This is a genomic window from Sphingobium sp. LF-16 (genome assembly GCF_003711185.1).
GTDB lineage: Bacteria > Pseudomonadota > Alphaproteobacteria > Sphingomonadales > Sphingomonadaceae > Sphingobium > Sphingobium yanoikuyae_A.
This window is the reverse complement of record NZ_CP029335.1, coordinates 3,250,017-3,274,989: the sequence shown is the minus strand read 5'-3', so window position 1 is coordinate 3,274,989 and position 24,973 is coordinate 3,250,017. Positions and strand designations below refer to the sequence as shown.

The window sequence follows — 24,973 nt, the reverse complement described above, 5'->3', positions numbered from 1 at the left end:
CATGGTCAGGCCTTGGGGGAAAGCGCGCCGTTGCCCTTGGGCGTCTTGATCGACGTACAGGTGCCGGCCTTCACCAGTTTCCAGGCATTGCCTTGATAATCGACCTTCGACGTGCCCGCGCAGCTGGTGCCGGCACCGGCCGCGCAGTCATTCTTGCCGGCGAGCGAAACGCCGTAGCATTTCTCCATCTTGGGCTTCGTCTCCGCATGGGCGGAAGCGGCGAGCGTGGTCGCCGAAGCGATGGCGATGCTGGCGGCGAGCGCCGCATGAGTTGTACGCATAATGATGTCCTCTACGATCCAGCGCCTCTGCGCGCGGCCCGGACAGAGGGCCGGGCCGCGCGGTGATCGGGGAGGAGGCGGGAAGCCCGTGTCACATACGCGGGTTCGGGGAAGAACAAGCTGCGGTTACAATCGAACGGCGCAGAAATTTTCGTCGATGCTGTAACTGATGGCCGGTTCGGCCCGAACATGTGGGCGAGGAGATTGAATGCAGACCACAGAGGAGCATCTGCGCGCATTGATGATTGATGGGCTGGACGGTGATCCCGCCGCCCATGCGGCATTGCTGCGCCTGCTTGTTCCGCTGCTGCGGGGTTTCTATCGGCGCCGTGTTCGCGGCGCCGACGACGATGTCGAGGATATGGTGCAGGACACCCTTATTGCCGTTCACACCCGCCGCGCGACCTATGATCGCGGCCGTGCCTTCACCGCCTGGCTCTATGCAGTCGCTCGTTACAAGATGATCGACCATTTCCGCCGTGTCGGCAGGTTGCGGCCGATCGACGATCTAGAAGACTTGCTGGTCTCCGAAGAATTCGAGGCAAGCAGCATGGCGAAGCTCGACATAGACGATCTGCTGGAGCAATTGCCGCCCAAGCAGGCGCGGATGATCCGCGCAACCCGGCTGGAGGGATTGAGCGTCGCCGAAGCGGCAAGTGCGGAGGGCATAGGCGAATCCGACGTGAAGATTTCGGTGCATCGCGGGCTGAAGGCGCTGATGGTGCGGGTGCAGGGGGCAATGCGATGAACACGGACGATCTGATCCGGCATCTTGCCAGCGATACTCGCCCGGTGGCCCGAAACAGCGTCGCGCGGCGGCTGGCCATCGGTATCATCGTTGGCGGGATCGCATCAGCGCTTCTCATTCTGGCTTCGATCGGCATCCGCCCGGATCTGGGCACGGCCATGCAGGGTGCGTCCTTCTGGATGAAATGGGGATATACTTTCTCCCTGTCGATCGCCGCACTGGTGACGACGGCCCAACTCGCGCGCCCCAACAGCGGTCGATTGCGCGGATTGTGGGCGCTTGCGATACCCGTCCTGCTTCTTGCGGCGGTCGGCCTGCTCGAACTGGCGCGCACGCCCTCGTCGCAATGGCTGGCAATGTGGCTCGGCCATAGCTGGAAGAGTTGCCCCTGGCTGGTCCTGTCGCTGTCAGCCCCCATCTTCGCCGGTTTGCTATGGTCCTTCCGCAGGCTCGCCCCGACCCGGTTGCGCGCGGCCGGAGCGGCCGCTGGCCTGTCAGCGGGGGCCTTCGCGGCAACAGTTTACTGTATCCACTGCCCCGAAGTGTCGGCGATTTTCGTCCTGACCTGGTATTCGCTGGGAATATTGCTCGCGACCTTGCTCGGCATGCTGGTCGGGCCGCGGCTGCTGCGCTGGTGAAGCAGAAGCCGCCATTGCGCAGCATGTTGCCATCGGTTCGGTAAATTTCTGGCGCCTCTGTAACCGGGGGCCGCTGCAGGCCGAAAGACAGGGGCCAGATTGGCTCAACATTCTTTCGGAGAAATCATCATGCTCACCCATAACAGCGGTATCGGCATGGCTGCTTCGGCCGCCGCCATCGCGATCGTTTCAGCAGCAGCGGCACCGGCCGTGGCGCAAGACAGCGGGGATACGAAAGTCGTTCACTGCTACGGCATCAACAGCTGCAAGGGCACGTCGGACTGCAAGACCGCCAGCAACGAATGCAAGGGGCAGAATGTCTGCAAGGGGCATGGTTTCAAGGCCATGACCGTCAAGGCGTGCAAGGCCGCCGGGGGCAGCCTGACCGAGCCGAAATGACGTTTCAATGCCCGGCGTGCACAGGCGCGCCGGGCAGCCTTTATCAGCAGGAAGTTTACCCATGATCCCCTCCTTCTCCGGTTTCGGACTTGGCCTGCGCAAACAGCATTATGCCGACCTCCTGGACCATCGCATCGCGGTCGATTTTCTTGAGGTGATCTCGGAGAATTTCATGATCGACGGCGGTCGGCCGCGACATATTCTGCGCGATGTTCGCGCCCGCTACCCCGTCGCCCTGCACGGCGTATCCATGTCCATCGGCTCGGCCGACGGTCTTGATCGGGCCTATCTCACCCGGCTTCGCGCGCTGGTGGATGACGTCGATCCGCTGTTCGTGTCAGATCACCTGAGCTGGTCGCGGATCGAAGGCTTCAACTCGCACGATCTGTTGCCATTGCCCTACACGGAGGAGGCGCTCGATATCGTCTGCACCAATATCGACCAGGCGCAGGATGCGCTGGGCCGTGCGATGCTGATAGAGAACCCGTCGACCTATATTGATTTCGCTCCGGCAGACATGACCGAATGGCAGTTCATCGACGCCCTGTGCGCGCGAACCGGCTGCGGACTGCTGCTCGATATCAACAATGTGTTCGTCAGCGCTAGCAATCACGACTTCGATCCTGTCGCCTACCTCGACGGCGTGCCGCATGACCACGTGCGCCAGATTCATCTCGCCGGGCACAGCCATGGCGACCACCTGCTGATCGACACGCACGACCAGGCGGTGCCGCCGTCCGTGTGGCAGCTCTATGCGCATGTCCTGACAAAACTTGGGCCGGTCGCGACGATGATCGAACGCGACGATGCCATCCCGCCGCTGGCCGACCTGCTGGTGGAGCTTTCCACCGCGCGCGGGATTTCCGCCGGGAAGATGGAGGAAGCGGCATGAGCCTGCTGGCGCTTCAGCGCGACATGCGAGACTGGCTGCTACGGGAAGACATGGCTGCTGCCGATCGCATCGGTGCGGAGGCTGGGCCTGGCCTTGCCGTCTATCAGAATAATTACCGCACCCAGCTTGTCACCTGTCTGGAACTCAGCTTTCCGCGCTCCCGTGCGTGGATCGGTGAGGATTTGTTTCTTCATGCCGCCGTGCATCATATCGACAGCGTCCCGCCGAGCAGTTGGACATTGGACGCATATGGACGCGATTTTCCGACGACACTTGCACGGCTTCACGCTGACGATCCTGAGATAGCGGAAATCGCTGGTATCGAGCTTGCACTGGAAGAACTGTTCGTCGCAGCCGATAGTCCCGCCGTTGGGCTGGACGGTTTGGGCAATGTCGACTGGGATCGCGCGGTGTTGACGTTTTCATCGTCGATCGAACTTATGCACCTTCAAACCAATGGTTTTGTCATATGGTCGGCTCTGGTTGATCGGAAAGAACCACCCGCGCCGCAATATCTGGATATGCCCGATATGGTCATTTTGTGGCGTCAGGGCGAGCAGTGCCGCATCCGGACTATCGACGACGGCGAATTGCAGGCGCTGCTCAAATTGCGTCGTGGCATGACATTCGGCGCACTGTGCCGCGACGTCGCTTTGTCGCTCGGGGAAGAGGCAGGAATGATGCTTGTTGGACGGTGGCTGGGTCTTTGGCTTTCCGACCAAATGGTCGTTGCCATAAACGATCGCGGGCAAGCTGAGCCGCCGTGCTTATAGTCCGGTGTTAAGACCGCGTTTTGCAGATACGGCTAGCGCGGCTCTCTTTGCAGAACGACGAAAATCGGTCGCCAGTTTGCCGACAAAGCGGAAGGTTTGCATCTGGTGACCCGTATCCCGGCTCTGAGCGTCTCATAATGATGACGTGGACGGCTCTCCAACTTTCCCGCAGTCTGACCTGCGTATGAGTCGGAAGGAGAGCTCCAATGGGAACGGTCACGACGATTGGTTCAGACCTGGCGAAGAACATGTTCCAGGTGCACGGTGTGGATGCATGCCAATGGTGCAGCGGTATTGCGCCAGCGATTGACGCGCGATCGTTTGCTGAAGTTCTTCGCGAAATTGCCGTCTTGCTTGATCGGAATCGAAGCCTGGGCCTCATCACATTTCTGGGCGCGTTAGCCCATCGCTCTGGGTCATGATGTCAAGCTGATGCCCGCTTATTATGTGAAGCCGTACGTCAAACGCGGAAAGAACGATGCAGCGGACGCTGAGGCGATCTGCGAAGCAGCCGTGGAAATAATCGGTTTCACATTTTTAGATTGACCAGGCTTAGCACTGCGCCTGGTTTCATTGATCCTGATCAATATGATTTTCAGGAACGAGAGTCAGCCCTCCAGGATTATTCCGCCATATCATATGAAAGGACTGGATGTGGCTACGCAGCTCAAGGCTGACGGATCTCAATTTCTGCAACAGGAATTTCAGGAGGTGCTGAGCCGCTGGAATCGCGAACGGCTATCGCCCACTTTTCCAGAGGACATGTCAGCTAGTCGCTTCGACAATGATCGCCATATGCTTCGTCTGGAGATGGGATTTCTTGAGGAGTTGCGGCGGGAAGTCATGGTTGAGGCGCGCGAGGCGCCAACGGACCCTGATCGCTTCATCGCCTGGTTCGAGAATCTCAAGGCGAGTGGGCCTGGACAGCATGATCGTCTTTTCCCGTGGCTCGCTGAACAGGCGGACCGAGATGAGCTTCGATGGTTCCTGTCGCAGGAAGCTGCGGGCGAAGCAGGTTTCGACGATCTGGTCGCAATGACGCAAGTCAAGCTGCCGGCGCGCGCCAAGCTCGAACTGGCGCGCAATTACTGGGACGAGATGGGCCGGGGTAACGCGAAGGGCATGCATGGGCCGATGCTGGGCCAGCTGGTCGATACTCTGGACCTCGATACGCGTATCGAAAATACTGCCTGGGAAAGTCTGGCGCTCGCCAATGCCATGACGGCCATGGCCTCTTTACGTTGCTATGCTTGGCACAGCGTCGGCGCCCTGGGAGTGATCGAGCTTACCGCGCCCGATCGGTCCGCGTATACTGCCAGGGGGTTGAAGCGCGTCGGCCTGTCTGGGTCCGAACGACGCTATTTCGATCTCCATGCCGTACTCGATATCAAGCACAGCCGTGAATGGAATGATGAGGCAATCTACCCACTGGTCGCGGAAGATCCCCGCCGTGCAACCGCCATGGCGGAAGGAGCGCTGATCCGCCTGCGCTGCGGGGAGCGTTGTTTCGAGCGATATCGTGCTCATTTCGGATTGGCCTAAAAGATGAGTAACCGCATCCTGCTGGTCGAGGACGACCCTGCCGTCGCCGCCGTCATCGCTAACATATTGGAGGACGCCAACTATGCGGTAGACGGGCCTTACCAAACGCTCGCCGACGGTATCGCTGCCGTGGCTGAAGATATGCCGTCCGCTGCTGTCCTGGATATTCGGTTGAAAGATGGCGACGTCGGCCTTTTGGCAGGTGATCTTGATCTGTACGGCATCCCCTATGTCTTTTGTTCAGGCGCTCCGGACTTCGCGTTAATGCGCAAACATCCCACTGCCCCTTTGATCCTTAAACCGCTGCTTCCGACCGAACTTGAGCGCATGCTTCAAACTATGCTGCACTGAGCGCCGGCAGGCCGAACGCGAGGGATCGCCCACGGCGGCGACCGGCAGATTTTTGCCCTGGGAACTGGGCTGCAACCGGAGCGTCGAACTGAACAGATATGCTTGGCGATCGTCGCGCCTATTGGACCAGGCATCCGCGTTGTACCTTCCATTTCGTCTCGACGACGTGCCCATGGCTCAATGCCATCGACCGCTTTTCGCTAAGCTCACAGGTCGCGGTCGAAAAGACGGCATATTTCATTCCGTCGTCGATCTGCAGGCCGCCATCAACCTCTTTATCAAGGAGAATAACGAGGCCCCCCGCCCTTTCATCTGGAAGGTCGATCTGGACGAAATTATGCACGGGCACCAAATGTCGGATTCAACCCACTGGCCCAGACAGCTGGCGCTCTTCGCATCCCCTTCTTTGGTAGCCTCTCGGGGCGCTACGCCCACCCAGCTATTGACCAGCGTACCAGCCTGCCAGCGCCTTTGACCAAAATGGCCACTCCACCCCAATCCATCTCGATGGAAAAAAGCCAAAGTCGCTGCCTTCAGCGATTTCGAGCGCGCCTCGATCTGTAACGCCTTCCAGCTTTCCCGTGCCAGGGAGATGGAACCGCACTCTACGTGCCTCGGTTCTAACAAAGGGGAAAAGCGTAGGCGGGATCGGCATAGGAATGAGCGAAACAGTGACGAGCGGAAACGGCACCGCCGATGCTCAAAGGATTGAAGCGGAAGTTTTAGGCCTCGACGCAGGGACGGATCCCTTCGTAGCTGCGGTGCGCGCCACGCGCATGCCGATGATCATAACCAATCCACGTTTGCACGATAATCCGGTGGTGTTTGCGAATGACTCCTTCTGTCGGCTGACGGGTTACGAGCGCGACGAGATACTGGGTCGCAACTGCCGATTTCTGCAGGGGTCCGAAACGGATCCGACGGATGTCCAGGCGATTCATGATGCGGTGGAGGCGGTGCGCCCGATCGAGATCGACATTCGCAATTATCGCAAGTGCGGGGAGCCATTCTGGAACCGGCTCCTCCTTGCCCCCGTATTCGACGGGGCGGGAAAGCTCGCATATTTCTTCGCCAGCCAGGTCGATGTGACGCTGGAGCGCGAACGTCTTGAGGGACTCGAAAATTCGAACGCCGTCCTCATGGCCGAAATTACCAGCCGGCTCCAACGCCAGAACGAGCAGGAGCGCGAGCTCGATTTCGCCCTTCGCGCCGGAAAGTTCGGGACATGGAGTATCAATTTCGAGACCGGAGAGCTCGCCTCCTCTCCGGCGTGCCGGGCACTGTTTGGCGTAGATACGGAAAATCCGTTTACATATGATGACCGCCTGGCGGCTATTCATCCCGCCGATCGTGCGGCTAACATCGATGCGATCGACCTGACACGGCGTACGGGTGTGGACTTCGATGTGACCTACCGGATCGTCACGCCGGGGGGGGAAATCCGGTGGTTGACCTCTCGCGGTCAGCCGTTTCTCAATGCCGACGGCAAACCTGTTCGGCTTGCAGGCATATCTTCGGACGTTACGGAGCTGAGGCGCGCCGAGCGGATGCGCAATGCGCTGGTCGAACTCAGCAATGTCGTGCGCGACGTGCAGGACCCTGCAGACATCTCCTTTGCTGCATCCCGGATATTGGGCGAGGCGCTGGAGGTCAGCAGGGCGGGCTATGGCGTCATTGATCCGGCTCTTGAGACGATCACGATCGAGCGCGACTGGAATGCCGAAGGGATATCGTCCTTGGCCGGGGTGCTGCAGTTTCGGGATTATGGATCCTACATCGAGGATCTCAAGCGCGGGAAAGACGTCATTATTGCCGATGCCGACCTTGATCCGCGGTCGGTGGAGGGAGCCGATGCGCTCAAGGCCATAAGCGCGCAGGCTGTGGTCAATATGCCGCTCACTGAACAGGGCGGCCTTGTCGCATTGCTCTATCTCAATCATGCCACCGCACGCGACTGGCTCGACGACGAGATCGCTTTCGTCCGTGAAGTTGCGGAACGAACCCGAGTTGCTACCGAACGGCGACGGGCGGAAATCGAACTTCGCGAGCTGGCGGCCTCTCTGGAGCAACAGGTCGAGGAGAGAACGCGAGACCTGATAGCCGCCGAAGAGGCGCTGCGCCAATCGCAGAAAATGGAGGCTGTTGGGCAGTTGACCGGTGGACTGGCGCATGACTTCAACAACCTGCTCACCGGGATCACTGGTGGGCTTGAGATGATCCAGATTCGTCGGGCGCAGGGTCGGCATGAGGATGTGGACCGCTATGTACACGCTGCGCAAGGTGCTGCGCGGCGCGCGGCAGCGCTGACACACAGGCTGTTGGCTTTTTCCCGTCGTCAGACTCTTGCTCCAAAACCAACCTGCGTTGTCGACCTCGTGAATGGCATGGTCGACCTCGTCATGCGCACTGTGGGGCCGGCTATTGAGGTGGAGGCGGTCAACGGGGTAGGGCTTTGGCCAGTCCTTGCGGATCCGAGCCAGCTGGAAAACGCTCTTCTCAATCTGTGTATCAATGCGCGAGACGCAATGCCCGATGGCGGCAAGATAACGATCGAGACAGGAAACCGATGGCTGGATCGCCGGACTGCTGTTGAGCGAGACATGGAACCAGGGCAATATGTCTCCCTGTGTGTTTCGGATACCGGCACAGGGATGAGCAAGGAGACAATCTCCAAGGCATTTGATCCATTCTTTACGACCAAACCCATAGGGATGGGGACGGGGCTCGGCCTCTCTATGATCTATGGATTCACACGTCAGTCCGGTGGGCAGACCCGGATCTATTCGGAGCTCGGTCGCGGCTCAACGATATGTCTGTATCTTCCACGCCATCTGGGGGAAGCGGGCACTCCCGCAACACCGGAAGCCGAGCCGGCGCTGGCGCCTCAAGCACGCGAAGGCGAAACCGTTCTGGTGATTGATGACGAGCCCACTGTGCGGATGCTGGTCGTAGAGATTCTAGAAGGGCTTGGCTATGGTGCGCTCGAAGCCATAGACGGCGCGGCAGGGCTAAAAATTCTGGAGAGCGATACACGAGTGGACCTGCTTATCACTGATGTCGGCTTGCCTGGTGGAATGAACGGCAGGCAGGTGGCAGATGCAGCCCGTGTGAACAGGCCAGATCTCAAGATTCTCTTCATCACCGGTTATGCGGAAAACGCGGTATTGAGCCACGGGCATCTTGATCCCGGTATGCACGTCCTCACCAAGCCTTTTTCGATGGAGGCCATGAAGCAGCGCATCACCGATCTGCTTCACTGAGAAATTGGATGCGGAGAAAAGGGCCGATCGCACGTTTTCCGCGCTTTTCCACGCGATCGCCGCCGTTTACATTGAACTTATTCCGGCCAGATGACACTTACTCCCAGCTCGACCTCTGTGCGCAGCCGCTGAATTGCATGACGCTTGATGCACCCGCTTACTTCGCGCCGTGGGTCTTGTCGCTTGCGTCGCGATCCCCTCGAGCTTGGCCACCCACCACCCAAAGAAAGCGCCCGCGGTTGTGCCGACCGTGCCGGAGAGGATGACGAAAATGATATTGAGTTCGCCGTCAGCCGCCGAATATTCCGCAAGCGGCATGATAGCCTCGGACGGTATCGGCGGGAAAATATTCTCCAGCATCATCAAAACAGCGATCGCCCAATAAGCAAGCTGTCCAACAAGCTCGGTAATCCACTGCGTCATCGCCACGTCCTCGAATTTTGCCCTTCCCTGTGCAGGGATAGCAGGTATTGCACCATTGAGAGGGGTTGCGCCCGGGTCAGGCCAGCTTGAGCCCTTCCTGATTCATCCGACGCGCAAGATAATCGCCATCTGCCTTTTCCAAGGCCAACTTAAGCCGAGGAAAGAGATCATGCTCTTCGTCGCGCATATGAGTTTCGATGTCGCGGCGAAAATTTGCCAATTTAAGTTGGAAAGCGTCGTTATCCTTCACAAGGTCTGTAAGTTTATAAAGATATTGCTTCACATAACCATGCTCGGCATGGAGCGTGTAGGATTCCGCCAGAAGACCATGCTGGCGCATAGCGGGGTAAATTGCATTCTCCTCTTCCAGCGCATGTTTGCCCAATGCGTGCTTGAGCTGCGCTAGAAGGATGAGCCGTTTGGTGGACGTCGTACATAAGGCTCCCCCAATCTGGATGCTCGAACAGAATGAGAGGGGGAATCCAACCAACACAAGTTAGGCGGGCGGGAGCTGAACCGATTTTATCGGAACAGTCGCGTCGTTATCAGGTTGCTTACCGAGGGTTTAAGCGAACGCGCAGCGGTGGTTGACCACCTCCGGCAGGAACGCTTTGGACATCACAAAAGAATGCAGGAGACGATCATGGCAGACCTGACCGCTATTGTTGAACATATGGAAATGATCGGAGCGGATGGCGTCCACATCGGGACCGTGGACCGGCTTGAAGGTGACAGGATCAAAATGGTGAAGGCCGATAGCGGTTCTCATGGTGACCATCACCACTTCATCTCGACCGGTCTGGTTGCTGCGGTGGAAGACGATCAGGTTCGCCTTTCGGCTAATGCCGATTCCGCCATCCTGCTCGAAGAGGAACAGGATGGCGGTGCTATCATGGACGATGGCCGACAGCCTGGCGAAGGCTAAGGATTGGAGCATGACGCACACGGTAAGAAAAAGGCATGAGGACGATGTCGGGCTCATGACCGACAAGGAACTGATCGACAATTGGGAGGCAGCCTCCAGGGAGGAGATCGAAAACCCTTCTTCCTTCCTGCGAGCTGTCATCGATGCGATGGCCAAGCGGGACATCTCATCTTCATCGGATCCGCGGGTAGCGTGATGAAAAAGCCCCTGAGGCGCTGATGATGCGGTTTTGTGGAAAAGCCATGGTACCAAAGCGCATGGTACTGTGGTGAATAAAGTTATGGCACCAAACCATATCAAAATTCACAAATTATCACCCTCCCGGCACAACTGGGAATACATACTGAAAAGCAATAAAAGCAGGCGTAATGATCGTTTCGCCACAAATATTACAAATTGACGGTTTTAAACACAAATAAAACTTCTCAACTATGTTCGCTAGATGATATATCTCCGTCCCCACGCAATTGGCAATGGAGCATCCTGCCGATGGCGGGAATTTGGCTTTCTTGTATTATTCATTTTTTTGGCGGCTATTTCTGACACACATGGGCGTTGCCTGAAGACAAGATAGTCGTCAACAATAACGCTACTGTGCGTACCGACCCATCCTGCGATCAAAAGCCCTGATATGATCGAGTGTTCCGAAATTGACGTCGAAATGGGTATCCATGTCTCAATATTACGGTAGGAAACTCTCGTCCAATTAATCGGCTAATCAGTTAGCAATTGTTTCCTATTCTTTTTGTAATAATGCCCCCCGAGCACCCGGCGTGTCCTCCGACCAACGCGCACGCATCGCATATTGCTGCGCCATCTCCCAATGCAGCCGCTTGGCGAGAGGATTTGCAATTTTCTCGGCAGTGGCAAGCTCCTGAATCTCACGCCGGCGAAAGTAGGCCGCATCGTCCTGATGGTGCATCGTCGTCTCTCCTCATCTCGCCATGGAATGACTCCTGGTCACCCAGCCTTCCATTACATGGATCAATTTAAAGCTATCGCCAATTGAAGGCGTCTCGAGCCATGCATTTGATCAGAAAGCAAATTCTCGCTCTTCCTAACTTAAGTGGGAAAGTTTCTTGCGATCACAGCCGGACACGAACCCCTGTTGCCGTGTTGGGAAAAACAAAATGGAAGGAGAGCCAACATGCCACGTGGAGACAAGTCGAGCTATACGGACAAGCAAAAGCGCAAAGCGGAGCACATCGAAGAAGGCTATGAAGATCGGGGCGTAAGCCATGAGGAAGCCGAGCGCCGTGCGTGGGCAACAGTCAACAAGGAAACCGGTGGCGGCAAGAAATCCGGATCAGGACGTGGCAAGGCAGAAAACCACGATTCACCCAGAAAAGGCGGCCGCATTGGCGGATCAGATCAAAGTCATGCGAAGCGATCGCAAGCAGCGAAAAAAGGTTGGGAGACCCGACGCAAGCAGGCGAATGGCTGATGTCCATCCACAAGATGATATCGCTCCATCCAGACGTAGGGCAGGATTTTAATCCGCTTTTGGCCACCGCGGCACGCCACGCGATGTTCTGCGCTGAAATGTGTACCTCATGCGCAGACGCTTGCATGGCAGAGAAAATGGAGATGACGCAGTGCATCCGGTCATGCCTTGATTGCGCGGACGTCTGTACAGCGATGGGCCGGATCGCCGTGCGGCGCTCGGGCTTCAATATCGAAGTTGTCGGAGTGATGCTAGACAGTTGCGCCCGCATTTGTGATCTGTGCGCGGCCCAATGCGGTCGATATGAGCATGCGCATTGCAAACTTTGCGCTGACATGTGCCGCGAATGCGCGGCAGATTGCCGCGCAGCGCTTCCTACCGTCCAATGACGCCGAGCCACATGGTCCGGTAGTCGGAAAGTGACGGGACTTGCCAAGGATATCATCGACGGCTCATGCGGCTCAGTTGCTGACTTTGATCAGTAGGACCCGATAAGGCAGAGGCTGCCCCCACAATTATAATTGGCAAGACAGGAACCGAAGTTCTGAGCCAGGCCGTCAGGCGGCCTTGCCATTGACCGGATTTGGGCGGACATTTTCGTTTGCCGCCTCCATCTTGGGCAGAGTGACCGTCAAGCCGCCGTTCTTGAAAGCTGCGTTAGCGTTGTCACGGTCGATGTCCTCGGGCAGCCGGATACGGCGTTCAAAGCAGCTATCGCTGCGCTCGGGATAACCAAAGTCCTTGTTTTCAACTTTGGACCGCCTCACTCCCCGGAGCGTGAGCGCACCGTCTTCAACGGTAATATCCACGTCCTTTTCGTCGAGACCCGGCAGTTTGGCCGTAGCGCGGATTTCCTTGTCGGTCTCGCCGAGCTCGACATGCGGCCAGCCGGCCGCGCGGTACAATCCAGCCAATGCGGGTACGCCGAAGGCGCGGAAGAGGCCATCGAACTGCCGGTCCACCTCGCGGTGGAGCGAGAGCATCGGGTGGGTATCGCTGTCTCGGCCGCCCTCGGCACTGACCGGGACGGGGAGCCGGTTTTCCTGCCGCCTCCAGGGAATGAGATCACGAAAAGCCATGATAGTCATCTCCTTTTGTGGCTGGAAGGGGTAGGCCTACCGGGCCGCTGGATGCGGCCCGGCAAACCCTTTGGTCGGGGATCAGGCTGCTTCGCGGACCTCATCCCTAGGTGCTTCGATCTGATCCTGGGCGGCCTTGCCCCCAGCGATCTCAATTCGGCGCGGTTTCATCGCCTCGGGCACCACGCGCCTGAGCGTGATGCTCAGCAAGCCGTTCTCGAAACGGGCATCGCCAGCTTCCACGAAATCGGCAAGCTGGAAGCGCCGCTCGAACGTACGCGTGGCGATGCCCCGGTGCAGATACTCGCCCTGGCCGTTGTCCTCGGCACCCTTGCCGGTCACGGTGAGCAGATTCTGCTGGGCCACCACTTCAATGTCCTCGGGGCGGAAACCTGCGACAGCGAGCGTGATGCGATAGCTGTCTTCGCCTTCTCTCAGAATATCAAAGGGTGGATAGCCATCGTCTTCGCGCGCGCCTGCCTCGAGCAGGTTGAACAGCCGATCAAAACCCACGGTTGAGCGTCGATACGGCGAAAAGTCAAAAGCAGTGGTTCTCATTTCCAAATCCTCCTGATTGAGCAATTCGGGCATGAGAAGCGCCGGAGAGAGCCGGCGCTCTCAATGTCCACCGGACCCAGGTTTCGGCGTCCGGCGAGGAAAAATTAGGAAGCAATAAACCGGTTTCAAGAGGCATTTTTAGCTAGCGCTGGCGTGCGTTCTTCATCCGCTCAGGGCGCCGATGGTCAAGACTAAAGCTGCGCTTGTCCCTGGAGCTGCTACAGGGCTTATGGAGCGTCCGTACTGGGAACCATATACGTCGTAGGAACGGAGCAATGTCGAGAGAAGCCCCGTCTGCGTTGACGTCGCCGCTCGCGAGGAGAAGTTCCTTGTCAGTCAACATTGGTCAAGTGCATGAGCAACTCGCCGGGTGACCACGTGTAATCGACGTTACCGGCACTTGGCGCCCCCATATGCATATCCCAGGCCCAAACTCAAATTCCGGCCAATTGGTCAGCTTCTGCGAAGCGATCTTGAAAGCCGTCGAGTCTGGCCGATGAGTGAGCTTTAGTTTATGAGGCGATCCCCGCAAGGGATAAGCCATCACGATGGGCAATCCCCAGCTATCGTCAATGTCCAGTCCTTACCGCTGGATAGTCTATGCAAAAGCCGCCCTCGGCACGAAGCCGTAGCCCTATTAAAGGGCAGAAGGCGGCCTACGGCAAAGCGCCAGTCTTGATAAGTCAGCGTCTAGCCCATTTCTCCAGCCGGGCCTGATACTTTTTGCGCGCTCTGTCGCGGGCGGTCTCCAGCTTCGTCATACGCTTATCGCCTTCCGCCTGCAAAGCGCGGCGCTCCGCGTCGAGAGCACGCCGCCTTGCTTCGATGTCTGCCAGGCTCTGCTTGAGATTAGCAGCCGCTTGTTCGAGCGCTATTTGGGCTGCATCGAGTTTTGCGCGGCTGGGGCGCGGAACCTTCTTCCTTGGCGTCGGCGCGATGGGCGGCGCGTCGGCTTTCGCCACATTCTCCGTAGATATTCGTCTGCTTTTCGGGCGACTGCGATGTGGTGGCGACTTTGGCTCGGCAGCCTCGAAATGGTCAGCCGCACTGCCCCGGCTGACCTTAATTACGACTCCGGGCTTCGCGAGCGGCTCACCCATCAGCTTGGGGTCGGTGACCTTTTCTGCAATCCCGCGCGCAAAGAGGTCGGCGTCGGATCCCCACGCGGCCAGTGCAGCTTTCTGACTTGGCGCCGCTACATAGGCGTCGTGGAAGCCGGCGGGCGTACGGAAGACCTTGAGTTTCGCCATAGAGGGGAAACAGCTGTCCTGGCGCCCCCGTTCCGATCCTGGCCTTTGATGCAGATTATCGGTGCAACCCGTCTAACCCATCCGTCAACCGCCCATCGCCTCGTGATGATCCATAGTTGCTTGCTTGAACGACTGGTGACCAGATTAGCGCGTAGACTCATTACGCGTTGCACCAGAGGCGAACGCATATGAGTTTGATGGCGGCGAGGAAGTTGTCGGGATCCTTGTCGTAGCGGGTGGCGATGCCGCGGAACTGCTTGATGCGGTTGAAGAAGCGCTCGACAAGATTGCGCTGCTTGTAGAGCCATGGCGAGAAGGCGAAGCGCTGCTTGCGGTTGGATCGATTGGGAATATTGGCCCAGACGTTCCTGGCCGCAGCGGCTTCACGGATGGCGTTGCTGTCATACCCTTTGTCGCCCAGCAGGATTGCGCCCTCGGGAATGGCTTCGATCAGCGCCTCCGCCTCGCAGGCATCGTGAATCTGCCCGCCTGTCAGTCTCAGGCTGACAGGACGCCCGACAGCATCGACAAGAGCGTGGAGTTTGCTGGTGAGGCCGCCCCGGGAACGTCCCATGCCACGATCGCAGCTTCCCCCTTTTTGCCCGTCGCACCATTTTGGTGGACGCGCATGCAGGTGGAATCGATCATCACCAGTTCGCCATTATATCCGGCGGAAACCTCAGCCAGAAGCCGGTCCCACACCCCGGCTTTGCGCCAGCGCACGAACCGGTTGTAGCAGGTCGTCGATGGGCCATAGCGCTCGGGAATTTCCGCCCATGTCGCACCGGACCGGAAACGCCACATGATCCCGTTCAGCACTCGCCGGTCATCAACCCGCGCCACGCCACGCGGCTTGTTGGGCAACAACGGCTCGATGATGGCCCATTCCCGATCTGTCAGTTCATACCGCCGCCGTGCCATCAAGTCCTCCAAATCTGGAGGCTCCTGAATCACGCAAACGGTCAACCCTCAAGCCATTTTATGAGTTTACGGCCTAATTCCGTCGATCCATGAAAGAGGCCGCTTGAAAGCAGGACGGTCGCCCTCTTTCATCGCGCCTCCGTCGAGACTGACATCAGCAATTGTCCCAAAAGCGTGAGAAATCATGTCAGAGATTGATTTGGTTAAGCGTGATTTTTGCGGCGGGAATCGAAACTTCAAATGCGTCGGGAGGATTTTAGAGCGGAGAATAAGTCGAGGAGCAGATATGGCCGACGTGCAAAATGCCGCTTCTTACCCCACTTCCGTGGCTTCGGGGGGAACGAGCGATTTGAAGGCCCGGCTCATTGCCGCCGCCGAATTTCTCAAAAGCCCGAACACGGTCGGCTCTTCATTTCCAGCATCGCACTGGCTGATCGACCGAATGCTGCACGGCGTTGATTGGTCTCAGGTAACGACGATGCTCGAATATGGGCCAGGTACCGGCGCGTTCACTAGCGCCATTCTCGCTCACCTCCGACCGCATGCCAGGCTGATTGCCATCGACACCAGCCCGTCATTCACCGACCATTTGGCCTCGGCAATTCCGGACAGGCGTTTGCACGTCATCACTGGATCGGCCACAGATGCTCAGCAGTATATGGCGGATCTCGGCCTTTCGCAGGCCGATTGCATAATTTCGGGCTTACCATTTTCGACACTTGAGCCTGCAATCGCAACGCAGATCATTGATCGCAGCGTGCAGCTCTTGTCCCCTGATGGGCTCTTCATGGCTTATCAAATGCGGAAGGCTGTACGCCCACTTCTCGAGCAGCGATTTTCGTCAGTGCACGCCGCATATGAATGGCGCAACATTCCACCATGCTATCTGTTCTGGGCGTCGAAACCTAATAAATGATGGTTTAAAGAGCGACGGATCTTCCGGTCTGAGGCGTGGCGTGCCTCACGGTCGCTGATTATAGGAGGGGCCGGTATGCTCAGTCGCAACATTGTTGCCAACGGCTTGATCCTGCTCGAGCTCTTCTCCGTGCCACAGGTTTCTGCCGACAAATATGATGATGAAAATGGCGATGATAGTGCCGACAACAAAAGCACCGGCTTTCCCGAGCCGGTGTGCAGAAGGCTTTTCGTTGGGCGACATCACTTAATGCCTTCAAGAAGGATTTCGCCTTCATTCTCGCCGTCCCAATAATGGGCGCGTTCGCCAATCACCTGGATCAGAACCAGACCGGGAGTTTGAATGCCCTGCGGCCACCACCGTTCGAGCCCCTTCGTCCAATGGGCTTCAAACTGAGTCCGGTCTCTGATCAAGGCGGCTCGCCCTTCGACCGCGACGAAAAAAGGACGGTGGCCCAGCAGACCGGATTTGCCCTGATAGCTAAGATTGACAGCTGAATCGGCTTCCATGTCCGAAACCATGGAGGCGGTTTCGTCTGTGAAGAACCACGCCGTGCCGTCATAATCGACTTCGCGATTATTGCTCATCGGACGCGAACCAATGGCACCGCCTTTGGCATGAGTTGCAAGCATCGCGAAATCGATGTCCTTTATCTTCCGGGACAGGTCCACGAGCGACAATGACATGACTCTCTCCTTCCCTCCCTCAACGCATGACGCGGCTTGTCGGGCCAATGCGTTGGAAAAGACTATCGATCCGCAAGTCTATAAGCCTGAGATGGCATTTCTCCGGCAGCTTGCTGTTGGGGGGTAGACGATCTGCGACCTCCCCGAACCATTTCCTCGATCCAGGTGAGCAGCAACTGGTTGTATGCGCGCCGGCAGCCCTCGTTCCGCAACGAATGATCGGCTCCTTTGAGGATACGGTAGCTCAAGGAATTACTGTTGTGAAACGCCGACATATAGGAGCTGATTGTCTCATGCGGGACATAGTCATCATGTTCTGACTCCACGATGAGCACATCGCCTGCAAATCGCTCGCATGCTGCCAGCGCCTTGTCCTCTCGCCCCGTCCGAAAGCGTGCCCGATAGGCATTGATGAGGTCGCGATCCAGCATCGCCTTGGGGACATCCCAATGTTCGTCCGGATAGAGAGCGGGCACACGTAAGGCCAGCCAGTTGACCGGACGGACTGCGGTGAGAAGGGTGGCAAGATAGCCGCCATAACTTGTACCCACGACTGCAATCGCAGATGGGTCGACCTGGTCCTGGCCGACAAGATAGTCGTAAGCGGCTACGACATCGGCAAGACCATGGGATCGTGTCACTCTGTTGCGTTCTTCGGCGTGCCGGGCATGGCCTCGCAGATCAAAGGTGAAGCAGATACAGCCCAGCTGCGCGATCTCTTCGGCGCGCACCATGTCCTGATCGCGCGAACCGCCCCAGCCGTGAATGAAGAGTATGCCAGGAACAAGCTTGTCCGGAGACAGGATTGTCGCCTCAAGACTTTCCCCTTCGACATCGAAGCATATCTGGCTGCCTGTCATTCCAGCTCCATTGCATATTTTGTCATCGGTCCCGCGACCGCATCGATACCGCTATAATAGACGATGCTACCGATCGGTGCGGCGTCGATCTCACCATAAATCTCCATCGTGGCGCATGTAACCGCCGACAATTCGGGATCACGCGCAAAGGCTTTGAAAGCCGCTATTTCGGCGCCACTCGCGCCGCCCGCCCGCCAACTTTGTTCAAGGACGCCAATGCGTATTTCCCCGGAAGAATTAATCCCGGCAGCGACATCATAGTTGCGGCGAGAGGCAATCAGATCCGGGTAGAATTTCGAGACGATCGCATCATATGCGATCGCCTTTTTGATACCCTGCTTCAGATCGTCTGCAAGATCGAGTCCGGCCAGTCGTTCAAAGCCACCCCTCACAACATGCAGGGTCGAGCCGCCATAGACGGTGGCTCCGTCATTGTTGGTGGCGAGACGCTGCGTGCCCCAATAGGAGATCAAGTCTCCAAAAAGGCATGTCATGCCGACGCTGTAGGTGATGACATTGTCGAGATTCTCTTCAATCACGACGCCATGACGGGCAACAGCCTCCGTATCAAGTTGGGCTATCGCTTCTTCCAGTTTCCGAGGCGAGGTAACGACAAATTGTCCGAGCCCTGCCGTCGCTTCAACTTCCTTCAGGCGGATTGCACCCTGTTTAAGCAAGTCGAGGCCGGCGGCGCGCACAGCATCTACACTGAAAGCTGACCAGCCGGAGAGAACATGAGGCGCGAGCGCAGCGCCCAGTTCCGAGTGCCATCCCACGGGCACTGCATCACTGCTTTGGAAAAGCGGATGAGTGATGACCTTGCTTCCCACGAAGGCATGGGGAACCACACCGCCGTAAATCTGGCTCTCATCGCTTATGCCCAGTTGCCGCGCCATGGCTAGGTCGATCGTGCTTGCCGGAATGAAGAGCGTCTTCTGCGCACTATCATCTAACGCCGAAAATCCTGGCGGGTCATGTTCGACGAATGTCGCTTCGCCAAGGCGGGCAATCCTTCGGGCAAGTTCGGCTCTGGCGACCCTGTCATGCTCGTTGTTCATCGCGCCGGACTGGGCGGGACAGATCTTCACGAAACGGGTCTGATGCGAACTGGCCATTAAACCTCTCAGATCCTTGAGGCTCTGCCGCTAGGCCGTTTTCAAACAACCAGGTGACACAGCTTATTATCCATATGCCTGGCGTGGCGACTCGGCGGGCCTTGCCCTAAATAGCGTTGACTGGCAGCATGAGCGGAAGATGGTGCATGCAATCGCTTTTGGGATGCCTAGCCAGTTCACCTCGTTCACACCCATGGAGCGCCCCTCCAACGTCCCGATCCTGGGGCGACCTCATTCGGACGGCTCGAAGCGCGGCAGGGACGGTTTTAGCTCGCGCTCGAAAAATTCGATGAAGCCCGCCTGATCGTCTCCAGGGCACGTCAGCACAATATGATCGAAGCCAGCGTCCACATACTGTGAGATCAACTGAATATGGGTCTGAACGTCCGGACCGGCTGACACCTTCGCTGCCAGATCTTCAGGTCGGACATACTGGCTAGCAGCCTCAAAGCCCTTGACCGAGGGAATCTCGCTGTTGACCGACCAATCGAAGGCAGAGAAGCGAAATCTGTCGCGTGTGATCTCCAACCCTCTTTCAGCGCTGGATGCATATGCGATGACGGCCTCCGCATAGCAGGCCCCACGATTGCCGGCCCTGGCTTCATAGCCTTTTACCAGATCGCTTTCCGGCGCGGTTGTCATGATCCCGTCACCTTTTTCCGCGGCAAGAGCGACAGACGCTGGACCGCTAACGCCAACGATGACAGGAATCGGTTTGGTCGGAAGATCGTAGAGCTGGGCATGGTCGATAAGGAAATGCTTCCCTTTCCAGCTATGGACGCCGCCCTCCCAGAGAAGGCGAAGAATTTCGACCGCTTCGCCGAGCATGTCGTGCCTCTCCGGCACTGAGGGCCACCGCACCCCTGTAACATGTTCATTCAGTCGTTCACCCGCTCCCACCGCCAGGGTGAAGCGATTGTCACTCATGATAGCGACAGTGGCGGCGGCCTGCGCAACGATGACAGGATGATAGCGCAGGATCGGGCAGGTGAGGCCGGTCGCGATGCCGATCCGATCGGTCGCATGGGCGATGGCCCCTAGGACGCTCCAGGCAAAGGGGGCATGCCCCTGGGATTCGAGCCAAGGATGGAAATGATCTGAGATAGAGACGAAGTCAAACCCCGCATTCTCTGCACGGATCGCGTTTTCCACGAGCGCTTTTGGCCCATGCTCCTCCGTCATCAGCTTATATCCGAACTTCGGCATGGTCTTTTCCTCGATATGTTCGGGATGTTGGCGAAAAACGTCGGATGCGAGCTCTCTTTCGGCACTGGAGCGCTCGAGTTCGGCCGCGCGCCCTTCGCAGTGCCGGCTCAGGTGGGGATCAGATTGACAGCTGTCGGTTTGGCCGCCGGCAAGCCTGCGGCCTTGGCCTGAACAACTAGCTCTTCCTTGCGTGCAAGCATCTGATCCCGCAGGACAATCAGGTCGACATCGGTCGCGCGACATTGCGCGAACATGCCTTCTCCACGCATTTCCTCTTCGTGGACATGGTGCTTAATCTCCTCAGACAACACCTTGACCTTGGCCTCGTAGAATTTGTCGTCCCAAGAGCCAGCCTCGATGTCGTTGATCAGCACCTTGGCGCCGTCATGCTCGACATAGGCTTCCTCTAGCGTATCGGCCTCGATCTTGCCCTCGAACGCGGGATAGAAAATCTCTTCCTCTATCAGCGTATGGATCTTGAGTTCGGTGCAGATCTGGTGGGCGATGTCGCCCTTTTTCTTGCCAGTCGCAGCTTTCTCGAACTGCTCGAAAAGCTCTTCAACCTTGCGATGATCGGCCTTTAGGAGGGCGATGGCATCGGAATATTCGGCCTTGGCCATGTGGGATCTCCTTAGTGGTTCTATCCGCTAAGGAAGCCGTAAATTGCCGAAGGGTTCCGAGCGCCAATTTCACCTAATCCACCTCAATAATCTGGATCAGGCGGAACACATTTTTTCGCATGGTCTGCGGCGTGTGCATTGACGATCGCTCAAAAGCGACTTCATCGCATTTCGCGCACAGAGATGCTCATTGTGACCTTTCCAGGTGGTCGCTGAACCTGCCTCGCTGCCCTGTCCATCGCGCAACGCCTGGCACGCAGCTTTACGGAGCCGCTTATTGGTCATTCTGAGCATAGAGTCCTGGCACAGCGTTTCTTGCGTCTCGCGACGGCATTTCGATGCCTCTTCGCACATCATTTGAGCCAAACCCGCACTGCTCTAAGATCATGCATCCAAGTCAAATTTGCCTTTCGATCGCCTACCAAAATAACGGACAGAAAAAATCTTAGCTAATCGTCGGAACATGACCGATAATTTTCTAGTCGTGATCGCATATCCAAATATACTGGTACATCATCATGACTTATGCGCTTGCAGCGCTTGCAAGTTTTGGCGACCGCAATCGCTGCGTGCCAAGCAAACGATACAATTCCCCCAATCAGTATCTGCGATTTAATAGGAGGGCGACTTCCATCGCTGAAAGTCGCCCTCTTTAGCCTCACTCATCAGAATAGATTGATAAGGCCTGGGCCATCACTCCTAGCGCCAGTCAGGCGATATGCTTTCGTCATCCCCGTCACGTGACGGAGCCGCCTGCTCGCCTGCAGAAGCTTGAGAAAATTTACGCCTTACGCCGGCTTCTGTCGAACGCAGCTGATCAAGGCGATCAGACCAATATTGCATCATCTGCACGCGTTCGCCCCAATGCTCGCCGCGCACATAGGCACGCCGGACATCATTGCCTTCGATGTGGCCCAGCTGTCGTTCAATGGCATCCGGATGCCATTTGCCGCATTCGTTGAGCAAGGTCGCCGCCATAGCTCGGAAGCCATGCGCCGTCATTTCGTCCTGCTTGAAGCCCATCCGGCGAAGCGCTGCATTCAGCGTATTGTCGGATATCGCGCGTTTGTCGGATCGCGGGCTGGGAAACAGGAGCTGACCGCCCCCGGTCATACCCTCCAGCTTCTCCAACAGGCCAAGAACCTGACGGGAGAGCGGGACCTTATGAAGACGACGCATCTTCGTCCGGCTCGCCGGGATGAGCCAGATACAACTGTCCGGATCAAACTCCTCCCATTGCGCCAGCCGTAGCTCGCCTGGTCGAACGAACAGGTGGGCCGACAGCTGAAGGGCGATTCGGACCGCCCCATCGCCGTCATAGCCGTCGATGGCACGAAGCAGCGGACCCACCTTGGCCGGATCCGTGATAGCCGGCCTGTGCTTGACCTTAGGCGTCAGCAACGCCCCACGCAATTCGCTCGCCGGATCCTTGTTCGCCCTGCCGGTGGCAATGGCGTAGCGAAAGATGGTGCTCAGTGTCCCTCGAAGCCGAATCGCGGTTTCGTGATGCCCTCGCGCTTCGATCTTGCGCAGGATCTCCAGCACCTCCGGCGTCGAGATATCCCGCACCAGCTGGTTTCCGAGCGCGGGCCGTGCGTATTCGAGGATCCAGATATTCTTGCTGACCGTCTTCTCGGCTCGACCCCGAGCCTTCAAACGCGCGACATACTCGTCGGCAAGCTGATCGAACGTCCCGGTTTCAAGCAGCCGCGCCTGAGCGGCATCAGCCTTCCGTCGGCTCGACGGGTCTTCGCCTGACGCAAGAATGCGGCGCAGCTCTTCCCGCCGTTCTCGCGCCAGTGCGAGCGAGACATCGGGATACACCCCGACCGACAGCGTCTTCTGCTTCTTGAGGAAGGTGTAATAGAAACGCCAGTAGCGCGCCCCATTGGGCATCACCATCAGATACAGGCCCCGGCCGTCCGATAATTTATATGGACGGTGGATGGGCTTCGCGTTGCTCACGGCCATGGCGCTCAGCATGGGGTATCTCCTTCAGGGTACCCGCGAGAATAGCTACCAACTTTGGCCAGAAAAGGTTGCGAGATGCAACTGGACGCCCTGAGAGCAAAAGGCTCAAAAGGTCGCAGAAATCCGCCATTTCCGAGAGGCGGCTTGGGCATTTCCGAGATGTTCTGAGGGGAACAAATGGTGCCCGGGGACGGATTCGAACCGCCGACACTGCGATTTTCAATCGCATGCTCTACCAACTGAGCTACCCGGGCATCGGGTCTCGGCGGAGGTGACCGCCGGATGGAGGCGTGCCTATAGGCGTCAATCCGGCTCGCTGTCCAGCCCATAATTATCATTTTTTTGCAGGGCTTCGTCGCCCGGCATGCCGGGCACGCGATAGCCCTCGCCCAGCCATTGCAGCAGGTCGCGATCGCGGCATCCCTTGCCGCAGAAGGGGCGGGTTTCCGGCTGTGCCGGCTGGCCGCAAACCGGGCAGGCGCCGGCCTTAAGCGACATGACCGGCCGCCAGCGACAGCGCGGAATCGGCGCGCAGCGTGACCTCGCCACCCCGACGGCGGGCGAGCTGTTCGATCCAGTCGGCACGCTTGTGCAGCAGGTCGATGATCGCCGGCGCGGCGGTGATCGTCGCTGCGCCGCCCGTACCATGCCGTTCGGCACGGCGCAGCAGCGCCAGCGCGGCGGTCAGCACCGGATCCTCGCGCAGCAGTTCCATCAGATTGGCGCGTTCGCGACGGCGGATGATCTGGACGAAGCCGAAGCCGTTGACCGCCGTCCGCTCGAACGGCAGCGGCAGATATTTGTCGATCTGCGCGGCCGCGACGATGCGCTCGTCCTTGTTGTTCATGGTCGGCAGGTCGATGCCGATCGAGCCAGCCAGCCCCATGCGGCGGATCGCCTGGGCCGACAGCTTCGCGCCCTTGGGGCCGAGCTGGGCCGGCGGCAGGCTGCCGTCGATGTCGATCAGGATCATCGCGGGGGTCAGGAAGATGCGCAGCGCCGCATCCTCGGCGCCGACTTCGCCGCTGACCGCCTCTTCCATCAGTTCGCTCCAGCCAAGGGCTTCGAGCCGGTCCTCCTCATGGGCGGGACAGGGGCGGATGGCGACATCGGTGGCGCGCAGCCGCTGCAGCAGGCTGGGCCCCGGATGCACCTTGGAACCGGGCTGGGCGATGCGGCCCTTGGCGCGCTTGCCCCGCCCTTCCTCGGCGATCGCCTCGCGGAAGATTTCGACCAGCACATTGGCGCCCTCGGCCACCTTGGGCGGGATCGGCTCGATCAGCACTTCCTCGCCCGAGATCAGGCGCACCACGCCGCGCTTGCGCGGAATGATGGTCTGGACCAGACGGCCCTGAAGGATGGCACCTGCACGGGCGACCTCGCCCTCGCGCTCGATCAGCGCCTCGACGATGCGCCCTTTTTCGATCAGCGCGGCACGGGCCTCGCCAATGCCTTCTTCATAGAGCCATTCGGCCATCGTTCAGTTACCTACTTGTCGTGATTTCCGAGCCGTGAAATGTACCATTTCACTCGAAATCCCGACGGTCCAGTGGATAGCCCGCTGCCTCAAGCAGCGTGCGGGTTTCGTAAAGCGGCAGGCCCATGATCGCGCTATGGCTGCCCTGGATGCTGCGGATGAGGCCCGCGGCACGGCCCTGAATGGCGTAGCCACCCGCCTTGCCCAGCCCTTCGCCGCTGGCAATATAGCGGTCGATCTCGCTGCGCTCCAGCCGCTTGAAGATGACGATGCTGGTCGACAGGCGATGCCGTGCCACGCCCGCAGCGTCGATCAGGGTGATGGCGCTGTAGACGCGGTGCCGGCGCCCCGACAGCAGGTCGAGACAGGCGCGGACCTCCGCCTCGCTTTCCGCCTTGGGCAGAATGCGGCGGCCGGCGGCCACCACCGTGTCGCCCGACAGGATCAGCGCGCCGGGATGACGGGCAGCGACCAGCGCGCCCTTTTCGGCGGCGACACGCGCAGCATAGGCGGCCGGCAATTCGGTCTTGCGCGGGGTTTCGTCAATGTCCGCAGGATCGACGGCATCAGGAAGCACGCCAATCTGCCCCAGAAGGTCACGCCGTCTGGGGGAAGCCGAAGCTAGAATGAGTCGCATC

Annotated in this window: 30 protein-coding genes, 1 tRNA gene and 3 pseudogenes; 15 read left to right on the top strand and 19 right to left on the bottom strand. The window is 58.4% G+C overall.

All coding sequences use genetic code 11. The features are described 5' to 3' along the window. Window positions 1-5 precede the first annotated feature (5 nt). Window positions 6-281, bottom strand: a complete 276-nt coding sequence (locus tag DIZ22_RS15285; protein WP_048938960.1) for a DUF2282 domain-containing protein — start codon at window positions 279-281, stop codon at window positions 6-8. A 208-nt stretch (window positions 282-489) separates the two neighbouring features. Here DIZ22_RS15285 and DIZ22_RS15280 point away from each other — a divergent pair, with 208 nt between their 5' ends. The 10 genes and pseudogenes from DIZ22_RS15280 (at window position 490) to DIZ22_RS15240 (ending at window position 8,884) form a co-directional block, all read left to right on the top strand. Continuing rightward, window positions 490-1,029, top strand: a complete 540-nt coding sequence (locus DIZ22_RS15280) for a sigma-70 family RNA polymerase sigma factor (protein ID WP_048938961.1) — start codon at window positions 490-492, stop codon at window positions 1,027-1,029. Beyond that, on the top strand, window positions 1,026-1,667 hold the full coding sequence (locus DIZ22_RS15275; protein WP_048938962.1) for a DUF1109 domain-containing protein: 642 nt from the start codon (window positions 1,026-1,028) through the stop codon (window positions 1,665-1,667). Before DIZ22_RS15280 ends, DIZ22_RS15275 begins: the two co-directional genes overlap by 4 nt. A gap of 129 nt (window positions 1,668-1,796) precedes the next feature. Then, window positions 1,797-2,066: a hypothetical protein gene (locus tag DIZ22_RS15270; RefSeq protein WP_004208798.1), complete on the top strand. Its 270-nt coding sequence runs from the start codon at window positions 1,797-1,799 to the stop codon at window positions 2,064-2,066. Window positions 2,067-2,127: 61 nt separating this feature from the next. Continuing rightward, window positions 2,128-2,958 (top strand): DUF692 domain-containing protein, encoded by an 831-nt coding sequence (locus DIZ22_RS15265; RefSeq protein WP_048938963.1) that lies wholly within the window; start codon window positions 2,128-2,130, stop codon window positions 2,956-2,958. After that, the gene (locus DIZ22_RS15260) at window positions 2,955-3,731 is read left to right on the top strand and encodes a DNA-binding domain-containing protein (RefSeq protein WP_048938964.1); all 777 of its coding nucleotides are present in this window, start codon (window positions 2,955-2,957) and stop codon (window positions 3,729-3,731) included. The genes DIZ22_RS15265 and DIZ22_RS15260 overlap by 4 nt, the downstream gene beginning before the upstream one ends. Before the next feature lie 206 nt (window positions 3,732-3,937). After that, window positions 3,938-4,241 (top strand): annotated as a pseudogene (locus DIZ22_RS21845) (IS110 family transposase); the annotation flags it as partial. 144 nt (window positions 4,242-4,385) lie between these two features. Further along, window positions 4,386-5,273 carry an iron-containing redox enzyme family protein gene (locus DIZ22_RS15255; protein WP_004208795.1) on the top strand — a complete coding sequence of 296 codons (888 nt, stop codon included), beginning with the start codon at window positions 4,386-4,388 and terminating at the stop codon, window positions 5,271-5,273. 3 nt (window positions 5,274-5,276) lie between these two features. After that, the gene (locus DIZ22_RS15250) at window positions 5,277-5,624 is read left to right on the top strand and encodes a response regulator transcription factor (RefSeq protein ID WP_004208794.1); all 348 of its coding nucleotides are present in this window, start codon (window positions 5,277-5,279) and stop codon (window positions 5,622-5,624) included. 113 nt (window positions 5,625-5,737) lie between these two features. After that, a pseudogene (locus tag DIZ22_RS22260) lies at window positions 5,738-5,964 on the top strand (IS630 family transposase); the annotation flags it as partial. A 319-nt stretch (window positions 5,965-6,283) separates the two neighbouring features. Then, complete coding sequence (locus DIZ22_RS15240) at window positions 6,284-8,884, top strand: PAS domain-containing protein (RefSeq protein WP_122928375.1); 2,601 nt, start codon at window positions 6,284-6,286, stop codon at window positions 8,882-8,884. A 66-nt stretch (window positions 8,885-8,950) separates the two neighbouring features. Here DIZ22_RS15240 and DIZ22_RS22065 read toward each other — a convergent pair whose 3' ends face one another. Together DIZ22_RS22065 and DIZ22_RS15230 are read right to left on the bottom strand one after the other, a co-directional pair. After that, the gene (locus tag DIZ22_RS22065) at window positions 8,951-9,307 is read right to left on the bottom strand and encodes a hypothetical protein (protein WP_199909694.1); all 357 of its coding nucleotides are present in this window, start codon (window positions 9,305-9,307) and stop codon (window positions 8,951-8,953) included. A 76-nt stretch (window positions 9,308-9,383) separates the two neighbouring features. After that, on the bottom strand, window positions 9,384-9,800 hold the full coding sequence (locus DIZ22_RS15230) for a hemerythrin domain-containing protein (protein WP_080993684.1): 417 nt from the start codon (window positions 9,798-9,800) through the stop codon (window positions 9,384-9,386). A gap of 150 nt (window positions 9,801-9,950) precedes the next feature. Between DIZ22_RS15230 and DIZ22_RS15225 the strand changes: the two genes are divergently transcribed. Genes DIZ22_RS15225 through DIZ22_RS22445 form a run of 3 tightly spaced genes read left to right on the top strand, consistent with a single transcriptional unit; the run spans window position 9,951 to window position 10,632 of the window. Continuing rightward, complete coding sequence (locus DIZ22_RS15225; protein ID WP_080993687.1) at window positions 9,951-10,232, top strand: DUF2171 domain-containing protein; 282 nt, start codon at window positions 9,951-9,953, stop codon at window positions 10,230-10,232. After that, complete coding sequence (locus tag DIZ22_RS15220) at window positions 10,207-10,428, top strand: hypothetical protein (protein ID WP_235654594.1); 222 nt, start codon at window positions 10,207-10,209, stop codon at window positions 10,426-10,428. Before DIZ22_RS15225 ends, DIZ22_RS15220 begins: the two co-directional genes overlap by 26 nt. A 33-nt stretch (window positions 10,429-10,461) precedes the next feature. After that, entirely contained in the window at window positions 10,462-10,632 is a 171-nt protein-coding gene (locus DIZ22_RS22445) for an HVA1 family protein (protein ID WP_080993685.1), read from the top strand. 336 nt (window positions 10,633-10,968) lie between these two features. Here DIZ22_RS22445 and DIZ22_RS15210 read toward each other — a convergent pair whose 3' ends face one another. Then, on the bottom strand, window positions 10,969-11,154 hold the full coding sequence (locus DIZ22_RS15210; RefSeq protein ID WP_048938969.1) for a hypothetical protein: 186 nt from the start codon (window positions 11,152-11,154) through the stop codon (window positions 10,969-10,971). Window positions 11,155-11,379: 225 nt separating this feature from the next. On the opposite strand from DIZ22_RS15210, the gene DIZ22_RS15205 reads away from it, so the two are divergent. Then, a complete protein-coding gene (locus tag DIZ22_RS15205) occupies window positions 11,380-11,676 on the top strand; it encodes a plasmid stabilization protein (RefSeq protein WP_107917549.1) in 297 nt (98 codons plus the stop codon). Between the two features lie 557 nt (window positions 11,677-12,233). Here DIZ22_RS15205 and DIZ22_RS15195 read toward each other — a convergent pair. From DIZ22_RS15195 to DIZ22_RS15180, 4 genes and pseudogenes are all read right to left on the bottom strand, one after another. After that, complete coding sequence (locus tag DIZ22_RS15195) at window positions 12,234-12,755, bottom strand: Hsp20/alpha crystallin family protein (protein ID WP_122928838.1); 522 nt, start codon at window positions 12,753-12,755, stop codon at window positions 12,234-12,236. Between the two features lie 81 nt (window positions 12,756-12,836). Continuing rightward, window positions 12,837-13,313, bottom strand: coding sequence for an Hsp20 family protein (locus DIZ22_RS15190; RefSeq protein ID WP_063141738.1), 477 nt, complete (start codon window positions 13,311-13,313; stop codon window positions 12,837-12,839). Window positions 13,314-13,996: 683 nt separating this feature from the next. Then, window positions 13,997-14,563 carry a hypothetical protein gene (locus DIZ22_RS15185; protein ID WP_122928373.1) on the bottom strand — a complete coding sequence of 189 codons (567 nt, stop codon included), beginning with the start codon at window positions 14,561-14,563 and terminating at the stop codon, window positions 13,997-13,999. Between the two features lie 160 nt (window positions 14,564-14,723). Continuing rightward, window positions 14,724-15,484, bottom strand: a pseudogene (locus DIZ22_RS15180) (IS5 family transposase). A gap of 286 nt (window positions 15,485-15,770) precedes the next feature. On the opposite strand from DIZ22_RS15180, the gene DIZ22_RS15175 reads away from it, so the two are divergent. Continuing rightward, a complete protein-coding gene (locus DIZ22_RS15175) occupies window positions 15,771-16,400 on the top strand; it encodes a methyltransferase (protein ID WP_240626741.1) in 630 nt (209 codons plus the stop codon). A gap of 45 nt (window positions 16,401-16,445) precedes the next feature. On the opposite strand, the gene DIZ22_RS15170 is transcribed toward DIZ22_RS15175, so the two are convergent. From DIZ22_RS15170 to DIZ22_RS15120, 11 genes are all read right to left on the bottom strand, one after another. Further along, window positions 16,446-16,643, bottom strand: a complete 198-nt coding sequence (locus DIZ22_RS15170) for a hypothetical protein (protein ID WP_004208783.1) — start codon at window positions 16,641-16,643, stop codon at window positions 16,446-16,448. Next, on the bottom strand, window positions 16,643-17,086 hold the full coding sequence (locus tag DIZ22_RS15165; protein WP_122928371.1) for a pyridoxamine 5'-phosphate oxidase family protein: 444 nt from the start codon (window positions 17,084-17,086) through the stop codon (window positions 16,643-16,645). The genes DIZ22_RS15170 and DIZ22_RS15165 overlap by 1 nt, the downstream gene beginning before the upstream one ends. A gap of 62 nt (window positions 17,087-17,148) precedes the next feature. Then, entirely contained in the window at window positions 17,149-17,946 is a 798-nt protein-coding gene (locus DIZ22_RS15160) for an alpha/beta fold hydrolase (protein WP_048939675.1), read from the bottom strand. Next, window positions 17,943-19,061 (bottom strand): DUF3182 family protein, encoded by a 1,119-nt coding sequence (locus tag DIZ22_RS15155; protein WP_048939677.1) that lies wholly within the window; start codon window positions 19,059-19,061, stop codon window positions 17,943-17,945. Before DIZ22_RS15155 ends, DIZ22_RS15160 begins: the two co-directional genes overlap by 4 nt. Before the next feature lie 231 nt (window positions 19,062-19,292). Next, on the bottom strand, window positions 19,293-20,267 hold the full coding sequence (locus DIZ22_RS15150; protein ID WP_048939425.1) for a TIGR03557 family F420-dependent LLM class oxidoreductase: 975 nt from the start codon (window positions 20,265-20,267) through the stop codon (window positions 19,293-19,295). A 107-nt stretch (window positions 20,268-20,374) separates the two neighbouring features. After that, window positions 20,375-20,887 carry a hemerythrin domain-containing protein gene (locus DIZ22_RS15145; protein ID WP_004208777.1) on the bottom strand — a complete coding sequence of 171 codons (513 nt, stop codon included), beginning with the start codon at window positions 20,885-20,887 and terminating at the stop codon, window positions 20,375-20,377. A gap of 699 nt (window positions 20,888-21,586) precedes the next feature. Further along, window positions 21,587-22,870 (bottom strand): integrase arm-type DNA-binding domain-containing protein, encoded by a 1,284-nt coding sequence (locus DIZ22_RS15140; protein ID WP_048939424.1) that lies wholly within the window; start codon window positions 22,868-22,870, stop codon window positions 21,587-21,589. A 166-nt stretch (window positions 22,871-23,036) separates the two neighbouring features. Continuing rightward, a tRNA-Phe gene (locus DIZ22_RS15135) sits at window positions 23,037-23,112 on the bottom strand. A 49-nt stretch (window positions 23,113-23,161) separates the two neighbouring features. Further along, window positions 23,162-23,356 carry a DNA gyrase inhibitor YacG gene (yacG, locus tag DIZ22_RS15130; RefSeq protein ID WP_010339540.1) on the bottom strand — a complete coding sequence of 65 codons (195 nt, stop codon included), beginning with the start codon at window positions 23,354-23,356 and terminating at the stop codon, window positions 23,162-23,164. Next, window positions 23,346-24,335 (bottom strand): hypothetical protein, encoded by a 990-nt coding sequence (locus DIZ22_RS15125; RefSeq protein ID WP_048939423.1) that lies wholly within the window; start codon window positions 24,333-24,335, stop codon window positions 23,346-23,348. Before DIZ22_RS15125 ends, yacG begins: the two co-directional genes overlap by 11 nt. 49 nt (window positions 24,336-24,384) lie before the next feature. Beyond that, window positions 24,385-24,972, bottom strand: a complete 588-nt coding sequence (locus DIZ22_RS15120; RefSeq protein ID WP_029547990.1) for a nucleoside triphosphate pyrophosphatase — start codon at window positions 24,970-24,972, stop codon at window positions 24,385-24,387. Window position 24,973: the final 1 nt, after the last annotated feature.